Source organism: uncultured Sphingomonas sp. (genome assembly GCF_946477935.1).
Taxonomy (GTDB): domain Bacteria; phylum Pseudomonadota; class Alphaproteobacteria; order Sphingomonadales; family Sphingomonadaceae; genus Sphingomonas.
In genome coordinates, this window is sequence record NZ_CAMLAC010000155.1 from 1 (window position 1) to 8,608 (window position 8,608).

At 67.5% G+C, this 8,608-nt stretch carries 7 protein-coding genes; 2 read left to right on the top strand and 5 right to left on the bottom strand.

Features of this window, described 5'->3' with window-relative positions:
- From Q0U08_RS14480 to nadB, 4 genes are all read right to left on the bottom strand, one after another.
- The coding region (locus tag Q0U08_RS14480; protein ID WP_367271138.1) for a lipopolysaccharide biosynthesis protein at positions 1-626 on the bottom strand (626 nt) is incomplete at its 3' end.
- A 40-nt stretch (positions 627-666) separates the two neighbouring features.
- A complete protein-coding gene (gene polA / locus Q0U08_RS14485; RefSeq protein WP_298092154.1) occupies positions 667-3,426 on the bottom strand; it encodes a DNA polymerase I in 2,760 nt (919 codons plus the stop codon).
- A 72-nt stretch (positions 3,427-3,498) separates the two neighbouring features.
- The gene (locus tag Q0U08_RS14490; RefSeq protein WP_298092156.1) at positions 3,499-4,638 is read right to left on the bottom strand and encodes a serine hydrolase; all 1,140 of its coding nucleotides are present in this window, start codon (positions 4,636-4,638) and stop codon (positions 3,499-3,501) included.
- 106 nt (positions 4,639-4,744) lie between these two features.
- The gene (nadB, locus tag Q0U08_RS14495) at positions 4,745-6,334 is read right to left on the bottom strand and encodes an L-aspartate oxidase (RefSeq protein ID WP_298092157.1); all 1,590 of its coding nucleotides are present in this window, start codon (positions 6,332-6,334) and stop codon (positions 4,745-4,747) included.
- A gap of 123 nt (positions 6,335-6,457) precedes the next feature.
- Between nadB and Q0U08_RS14500 the strand changes: the two genes are divergently transcribed.
- Positions 6,458-7,255, top strand: a complete 798-nt coding sequence (locus Q0U08_RS14500; RefSeq protein ID WP_298092159.1) for an SDR family NAD(P)-dependent oxidoreductase — start codon at positions 6,458-6,460, stop codon at positions 7,253-7,255.
- 168 nt (positions 7,256-7,423) lie between these two features.
- On the opposite strand, the gene Q0U08_RS14505 is transcribed toward Q0U08_RS14500, so the two are convergent.
- Positions 7,424-8,344 carry an ABC transporter ATP-binding protein gene (locus Q0U08_RS14505; protein WP_298092161.1) on the bottom strand — a complete coding sequence of 307 codons (921 nt, stop codon included), beginning with the start codon at positions 8,342-8,344 and terminating at the stop codon, positions 7,424-7,426.
- An 82-nt stretch (positions 8,345-8,426) separates the two neighbouring features.
- Here Q0U08_RS14505 and Q0U08_RS14510 point away from each other — a divergent pair.
- A partial coding sequence (locus tag Q0U08_RS14510) for a zinc-finger domain-containing protein (protein WP_298092163.1) occupies positions 8,427-8,608 on the top strand: 182 nt, incomplete at its 3' end.

Below are 8,608 nucleotides of genomic sequence, written 5' to 3' on the forward strand. Positions count from 1 at the left end.
TCGGGGGACCAGCCGCGGGGGAGGCCGTAGCTGCGAATGAGGGGGACGATGCTGGCGATGAGCGCGGCGATCATCGAGGCGACGTAGGAGAGGACGAGGCCGTCGCGGATGGTGAAGAAGGAGAAGACCCAGGCAGCGATCGAGATCGTCCACGGCTCTACCACCGCGCGCGCGGTGACCGCGGCCTTCACGTTCAGCCGATAGGCAAGCGCGGCGAGGCTGACGTCGGACCAGGCCGACGCCACGATGATCGCCGGCAACCACCGGTCAAGCCCGGTGATCGCCGTGTTGGGGTACATGATCTCCGGAAAGATCCACAAGAAGCTGCTGGCCGCGACGCTGGCGATCAGGGCGAGCGCCATCGCGTCCCACACCACGTTCACATGCGGCCGGTCGGTCGCGGACAGCGCCTGCGCCAGTCCGCGTTTCAGCCCCAGCGTGGCGATCAGCGCCGCCAGTTCGACCACCACCACCGCGATCGCGAAACGGCCGACCAGATCGGGGCCGTAGATGCGGCCGGCGATGAACAGGAACGGGATGCGTGCGGCCAGACGCAGGATGAAGCCGGCGATATTGGTTCGCCCGCCCTTGGCGAGCGTGTCGATGTCCTGGGAAGAGGAAGCCATGGACGTCAGGCTTTCGCCGGCCACGCGCGAGGGCGGCCGGTCAATGCGCCGCTCCCCAGCTTGCTCCCGTGCCGATCTCGACGCCAAGCGGCACCGACAGCATCACCGCGGGTTCCGCGGCGCGTTCCATCACCTCGCGGATCACCGCGCTGGCGGCCTCCACATCGCCCTCCGGCAGTTCGAAGACAAGTTCGTCATGGACCTGGAGGAGCATGCGGACATGGCCCAGGCCGGCGGCTTCCAGCGCCGGCTCCATGCGCACCATCGCGCGCTTGATGATATCCGCGGACGTGCCCTGGATCGGCGCGTTGATCGCGGCGCGCTCGGCGCCCTGCCGCTCGCCCTGGTTCTTCGACTTGATGCGCGGGAAGTGCGTCTTGCGACCGAACAGCGTCTGGGTGAAGCCGTGGTCGCGCACCTGGGTCAGCGTTTCCGCCATGTAGCGGTTGATGCCCGGGAAACGCTCGAAATAGCGATCGATCATCGCCTGCGCCTCGTCCGCCGAAACCTCGAGACGGCCGGCGAGACCCCAGCGGCTGATGCCGTAGAGGATCGCGAAGTTGATCGTCTTGGCCCGCGCGCGGGTGTCGCGGTTAACCTCGCCGAACAGCTCGGTCGCGGTCAGACTGTGGATGTCGTCGCCATTCGCGAACGCGTCGCGCAACGCGGGCACGTCGGCCATGTGCGCGGCGAGGCGGAGTTCGATCTGGCTATAGTCCGCGGCGAGAATGACGTTGCCCGGTTCCGCCACGAAGGCGTCGCGGATCTGGCGGCCGACCTCGGTGCGGATCGGGATGTTCTGGAGATTGGGCTCGGTCGAGGACAGGCGACCGGTCTGCGCCCCGGTCAGCGAGTAGCTGGTGTGGACGCGGCCCGTCTTGGGGTTGATCTGCGCCTGCAGCGCGTCGGTATAGGTGTTCTTCAGCTTGGTGAGCTGGCGCCAGTCCAGCACCTTGCGCACGATCTCGGCGCCCGGCCCGCCGTCGCGCGCCAGGCGTTCCAGTTCGGTGACGTCGGTGGAATAGACGCCCGACTTGCCCTTGCGGCCACCCTTCAGGCCCAGCTTCTCGAACAGGATGTCGCCGAGCTGCTTGGGGCTGCCGATGGTGAAGGGCTGGCCGGCGAGCGCGTGGATCTCGCCCTCGCGCTCGGCGATGCGGCCGGCGAACTCGTCGGACAGGCGGGCCAGCACCTCGCGGTCGACCTTGATGCCGTGGCGCTCCATGCGCGCGATGACGGGCACCAGCGGGCGGTCGACCATCTCGTACACGCGGGTCGCGCCTTCGGCGGGCAGACGCGCCTTGAATCGCTTCCAGAGGCGCAGCGTCACGTCCGCATCCTCGGCGGCGTAGCGAGTGGCGGCGTTCAGATCGACCTCGTGAAAGCCGCGCTGCGTCTTGCCGGTGCCGACCACATCCTTGAACGCGATGCAGCTATGCGACAGGTGCGTCGCGGCCAGTTCGTCCATGCCATGCCCGTGGAGCCCGGCATCGAGGTCGAAGCTCATCACGATCGTGTCGTCATGCGGCGCGACCGCGATGCCGCGCTCGCCCAGCACGATCATGTCGAATTTCAGGTTGTGGCCGATCTTGAGGACGGACGGGTCCTCCATCAGTTCCTTCAGCTTTGCGAGCGCGACGTCGCGGTCGATCTGCACCGGCACCTCGGCGAGCAGGTCGTGCCCGCCATGGCCGAGCGGGATGTAGCAGGCGAGGTTGGGCGCGAGGGCGAAGCTGACGCCGACCAGTTCGGCCTGGGTCGCGTCGGTCGAGCTGGTCTCGGTATCGACCGCGATCCAGCCCTGGTGGCGTGCGACGGTGATCCAGCGATCGAGCGCGTCCACATCCTGCACCGTCTCGTAGCCGTCATGGTTGCAGGGGGGATCATCGTCCTCGGGCAGATCGACGGAGACCGGGTTTTCCACCGGCGCGTCGGCGACCTGGCCAAGCTTGGTCAGGAGCGAGCGGAAGCCGTGATGTTCGAGAAAGGCGCGCAAGGGCGCGTCGGGAATGCCCTTGAGTTCCAGGTCTTCGAGCGGTTCGGGCAGCGCGACGTCGCAGCGCAACGAGACCAGTTCGCGGCTGAGGCGCGCCATGTCGGCATGTTCGATCAGATTGTCGCGCAGCTTGCCCTTCTTCATCCCCTCGGCAGCGGCGAGGACGGCGGTGAGGTCGCCATGTTCAAGGATCAGCTTGGCCGCGGTCTTCGGCCCCACGCCGGGGACGCCGGGAACGTTGTCGACGCTGTCGCCCATCAGCGCCAGCACGTCGCCCAGTTGCGAGGGCGCGATGCCGTGAAACTTCTCCGCGACATGCTCCGGCCCCAGCCGCCGGTTGTTCATCGTGTCGTAGAGGTCGAGGCCCGGCTCGATGAGCTGCATCAGGTCCTTGTCGGACGAGACGATCGTTACCTGCCACCCCTGCGCCAACGCCGCCTTGGCATAGCAGGCGATGATGTCGTCGGCCTCCAGCCCCTCGGTCTCGATGCAGGGCAGCGAGAAGGCGCGGGTGGCGTCGCGGATCATCGGGAATTGCGGCACCAGATCTTCGGGTGGCGGCGGCCGGTGCGCCTTGTACTGATCATACAGGTCGTTGCGGAACGTCTTCGACGATTTGTCGAGGATGACCGCCATATGGGTCGGTCCTTCGGCGGCGTGCAGCTCGTCCACCAGCTTCCACAACATGGTGGTGTAGCCATAGACCGCACCCACCGGCTCGCCATGCTTGTTGGTGAGCGGCGGCAGCCGGTGATAGGCGCGGAAGATATAGCCGGAGCCGTCGACGAGATAGAGATGGGGCATGACGGTTCGGGATGTAGCGGATGCAGGGATGGGTAAACAGCCCCTGCCTTCGGCCAAGTGTGGGGATGCCGGCTAGTTCGCGATCGATCCCGGCCCTTGCGGCGTACCCGCATGGTCGGCGACCGCCGCGGCGACCTTCTGGATCAGTACCTGGCGGTTGCGGATCGGCTCGGTCGTGTCGCCGATCATCACCGCGACGGCGAAACGGCGGCCGTCGGGCGCGGTGAGCAGGCCGACATCGTTGAAGCCGGCATTGCGACGGCCGAGATCCTGGCCGGTGCCGGTCTTGTGCGCGAGCTGCCAGCTTGGCGGAATCGCCGCGCGCAGGCGGGCATGGCCGGTGCGCGAGGCGCCCATCGTTTCCAGCAGGATGCGGGTCGAGGTTTCGGACAAGATTTCGCCGCGGGTCAGCCGGGCGAGCGCATCGGCGATGGCGATCGGGGCGGCGCCGTCTGGCGGATCGGCGACATAGGCGTCGAGCGCGGTGGCGCGTGCCGCCGGGTCTAGCCGGGCGCGCGCCACGGAAAAGGCATTGCCCAGCGCATAGGCGGGCTGCCAGGTCAGGCCCGCAGTCTTGGCCTGGAGCAGACGCTCGCCGGGGCCGAAGCGGATATCGCCCAGCCGTTTCTCCGCGATCATCCGCCGCACCGCCGCCGGTCCGCCGACATAGGTCAGCAGCCGGTCGTTGGCGGTATTGTCGCTTTGGGTCAGCGCGCGGGTGAGCAGGCCGCCGACGGTGGTCTGGAAACCGTCACCTTTCACCAGATAGGCGATGGGCTGGTGAAACAGCGTCAGGTCTTCGCGCCGGACGGTGATGGGATCGTCCAGTCGCGCCTTGCCCTTGTCGCGCAGGTCGAGCAGCGTGATCGCCACCCAAAGCTTCGAGACGGATTGCTGGGGCAGGCGCTGGCGGCCACCCGCCTCCACCGTCCAGCCGTCATCGACGGCGCGGATTGCGATGCCCTTCTTGCCCTCGAACCCGGCATAGAGCGACTGGATGGTGCGGATCAGACCCTGCGGCGCGCTGGGTGCGGCGCGCGGGCGAGGGGGCGGCACGGGAATCGATACGGCCACCTCCGGCTCCCGCATCGGCGCGTTGGCGCTGGCGCCGGGGCTCGGCACCACATTGCATCCGGCAAGCGCCAGCAGACCCGCAATCGTCGCCCATCTGCCGAACCCGGCCAAACGCATGTTCACAAAAGCACCCCGCACGATGATGCGATCCTTGACCGGTCCAGCGGTGTCAGGAAACCGCGGTTTTCCGCGGGTTGCGATAAAGCGCGGCAGGGGTGCGGCGAACCGCGAAACCCGTCACGCGTCAGGGGACGAGGATGGTGTCCACCGCGTGCGGCAGGGTTTCGGGATAATCGAGCGTGTAGTGCAGCCCGCGACTCTCCTTGCGGTGAAGCGCGGAGCGGACGATCAGGTCGGCGGTCTGGAGCAGGTTGCGCAGTTCGATCAGGTCGGGCGTGACGCGGAAGTGCCCGTAATGCTCGGCCACCTCGTCGTTCAGCATGCGGATGCGGTTGGCGGCGCGCTGCAACCGCTTGGTGGTGCGCACGATGCCGACATAATTCCACATGAACCGGCGGATCTCCGTCCAGTTCTGCTTGATGACCACCTCCTCGTCCGAATCGGTGACGCGGCTTTCGTCCCAAGGCCGGATCGCGGGCGGCGGTGGCAGGTCCGCCCAGTGTGCGGTGATGTGGTTCGCGGCCGCCTCGCCGAAGACGAAGCATTCGAGCAGCGAGTTGGAGGCGAGGCGATTGGCGCCGTGCAGGCCCGACTGGGTGCATTCGCCGACCGCATAGAGGCCGGGGAGGTCGGTATGCCCGTCGCGGTCCACGACGATGCCGCCGCAGGTGTAGTGCTGCGCGGGCACGACGGGGATCGGCGCCGTCGTCATGTCGATGCCGAGGCTGCCGAGCTTTTCCTGGATGTTGGGGAAGTGGCCGCGGATGAAATCGGGCGACATGTGGCTGATGTCGAGATGGACGTAGTCGAGGCCGTCGCGCTTGATCTCGGCGTCGATCGCGCGGGCGACGACGTCGCGCGGCGCCAGTTCGGCGCGGGGGTCGACATCGGGCATGAAGCGGTGGCCGGTGCGCGGGTTGCACAGGCGGCCGCCTTCGCCGCGCACCGCCTCGGTGATCAGGAAGTTCTTGACGTCGAGATTATAGAGGCAGGTCGGGTGGAACTGCATGAATTCCATATTCGACACGCGCGCGCCGGCGCGCCACGCCATCGCGATTCCGTCGCCGGTCGCGCCGCGCGGCGCGGTGGAGAACAGATAGGTGCGGCCCGCGCCGCCGGTCGCCAGAATCGTCGCGCGTGCGGTGTAGAGGCCGACGCGGCCGGTGCGGCGATCGACCGCATAGACGCCCCAGACATGGCCCGCACCCGAATAGCGCATCTCGTGCCGGCTGGTGGCGAGGTCGATCGCGACCTGATCGGGGATCAGGGTGATGTTGGGATGCGCCTCCGCCGCCTTTTGCAGCGCCTCCTGCACTGCCCATCCGGTGGCGTCCGCCACATGGACGATGCGGCGGTGCGAATGGCCGCCCTCGCGCGTCAGGTGCAGCGTGCCGCCTTCCTCGGCAAAGGGGACGCCCAGTTTTTGCAGCCGCTCGATCGCGGCGGGCGCGCCTTCCACCACGAACTCCACGATGCTGCGGTCGTTCAGGCCGGCGCCGGCGACCATCGTATCCTCGACATGGTTGTCGAAGGTGTCGCCCGGCTCCAGCACCGCCGCGATCCCCCCTTGCGCCCAGGCGGTCGAGCCCTCGTTCAGCGCGCCCTTGGCCAGCACGGTGACCTTGAACCGTTCCGCCAGGTTGAGCGCGGCGGTCAGCCCGGCCGCGCCGGACCCCACGATCAGGACATCGCTCGTCGATGCGGAACCGGTCACGTCGGGCACTCTCCGGCAGGAATAAAGCGCGTCGGATGGCAGGCGGCGCGCGCGGGCGCAAGGGAGGGTGGGAACCACAATGCGCGTCCCTTCGTCCCGCCCCCACAGGATTTGGAGAATGACATGGATCTGGAGATTGCCGGGCGCATCGCGCTGGTGACGGGTGCGGACAGCGGCATCGGGCTGGAGACGGCGCGGATGCTGCTGGAGGCGGGATGCCGCGTCGCGATCACCGACAAGACGCACGAGCCGCTGGAACAGGCGCGCAGCATGCTGGCCAGGCATGGCGAGGTGATCGCGGTGACCGCCGACGTGACCGACACGATCGACGTGTCGCGGCTGTTCGCGTCGGTCTATCGGCAACTCGGCAATCCGGACATCCTGGTGAATGCGGCAGGGGTCACGGGCGCGACCGGCGATTTCCTGTCGGTGGACGAGCGCGGCTGGCTGGAAACGCTGGACATCAACCTGCTGGGCGCGGTGCGGATGTGCCGTGCGGCGATCCCGGGGATGCGGGGCAAGGGCTGGGGGCGGATCGTGATGGTCGCGTCCGAGGACGGGGTGCAACCCTATGTCGACGAGCTGCCCTATTGCGCGTCGAAAGCGGGACTTCTGTCGCTCTCCAAGGGGTTGTCCAAGGCATATGGCAGGGAGAACATCCTGGTGAACGCGGTGTCGCCCGCCTTTATCGCGACGCCGATGACCGATGCGATGATGGACGAGCGCGCCAAACAGCGCCGCACGACGCGTGAGGAGGCGATCGAGAGCTTCCTGAAGGAAGAGCGACCCGGCATGGTGCGCGGCCGCCGCGGCAAGCCCGAGGAGGTGGCGGCGATGATCGCCTTCCTGTGTTCGGAACGGGCGGGGTTCATCACCGGCGCCAACATGCGGGTCGATGCGGGCTCGGTGATGACGATTTGAGCGGTAAGGCCTTCTCCCCACTGGGGAGAGGGAGGGGCCCGCCGCGAAAGCGGCGGGAGGGTGAGGGGGTGCCAAGCAGCGCTGCACTGCTGGTCTGCCCCTCACCCTTCCCACTGCCTTACGGCAGCGGGCCCCTTCCCTCTCCCCGGAAGGGAGAGGGAGTGATGATCACCCCACCGAGCGGGTCAGGCTCAGGAAGACGTCTTCGAGGTCGGCTTCCTTGGTGCTGACGTCGACGATGCCATATCCTTCGCGCGTGACCGCGGCGAGGACTTCGCCGGCGTTGACCCGGTCCTTCGCGTAGGTGATCTCCAGCGTGCGCGTGCCTTTCAGCACGATCTTGCCGAAGCACGCATTGTCGGGGACCACCGCGACGTCACGATCGACGGTGACCGCGACGATCTTCTCCTGCGCCTTGCCGACCAGGTCGCGGGTCGGCTCGTTTGCGACGAGGCGGCCGTGATTGATGATCGCGATGCGGTCGCACAGCTCCTCGGCCTCTTCCAGATAGTGCGTGGTCAGCACCACGGTGACGCCGCCGCGGTTCAACTCGCGCACATAGGCCCAGAGTTGCTGGCGCAGTTCGATGTCGACGCCCGCGGTCGGCTCGTCGAGGACCAGCACGGGGGGCGTGTGGACCATCGCCTTGGCGACCATCAGGCGGCGCTTCATGCCGCCAGACAGGGTACGCGCATAGGCATTGGCCTTGTCCGCCAGATGGACCGCCTGCAGCAATTCCATCGAGCGGCGTTTGGCCTTTGGGACGCCGTACAGGCCCGCCTGGATCTCGAGCGTTTCGATGGGCGTGAAGAAGGGATCGAACAGGATCTCCTGGTTGACGATGCCGATCGACGCCTTGGCGTTGCGCGGGTGCGCGTCGATGTCGAAGCCCCAGATGCTGGCATGACCCTCGGTCTTGTTGACCAGCCCGGCCAGGATGTTGATCAGCGTCGACTTGCCGGCGCCGTTGGGGCCGAGCAGGCCGAAGATCTGGCCGCGCGGTACATCGAAGCTGACCCCGTCCAGCGCGCGCTTGCCGCCCGCATAGGTCTTGCACAATCCGTCGATCGAGATGGCCGCGTCCGTCATGCGCCCCGCGATAGGCGTGTGCGCGGCGACCAACAACCGGGAATTGAACAGAAGGCGCGTGCCTGCTAATCGCAGGCGCATCATGTTGCCGCCGCCCGAAACCACCCGCGTCTCGCACGCCCGCGTCGCCTGTGACGGCGCCACCGACATCGCCGGCGGAGCCGCGCTCGGCCATCCGCGCGTCTGGCTCCAGATCGACGAGACCGGCTATGTCGATTGCGGCTATTGCGACCGGCGCTTCATCCTGATCGGCGGTCCCGCCGA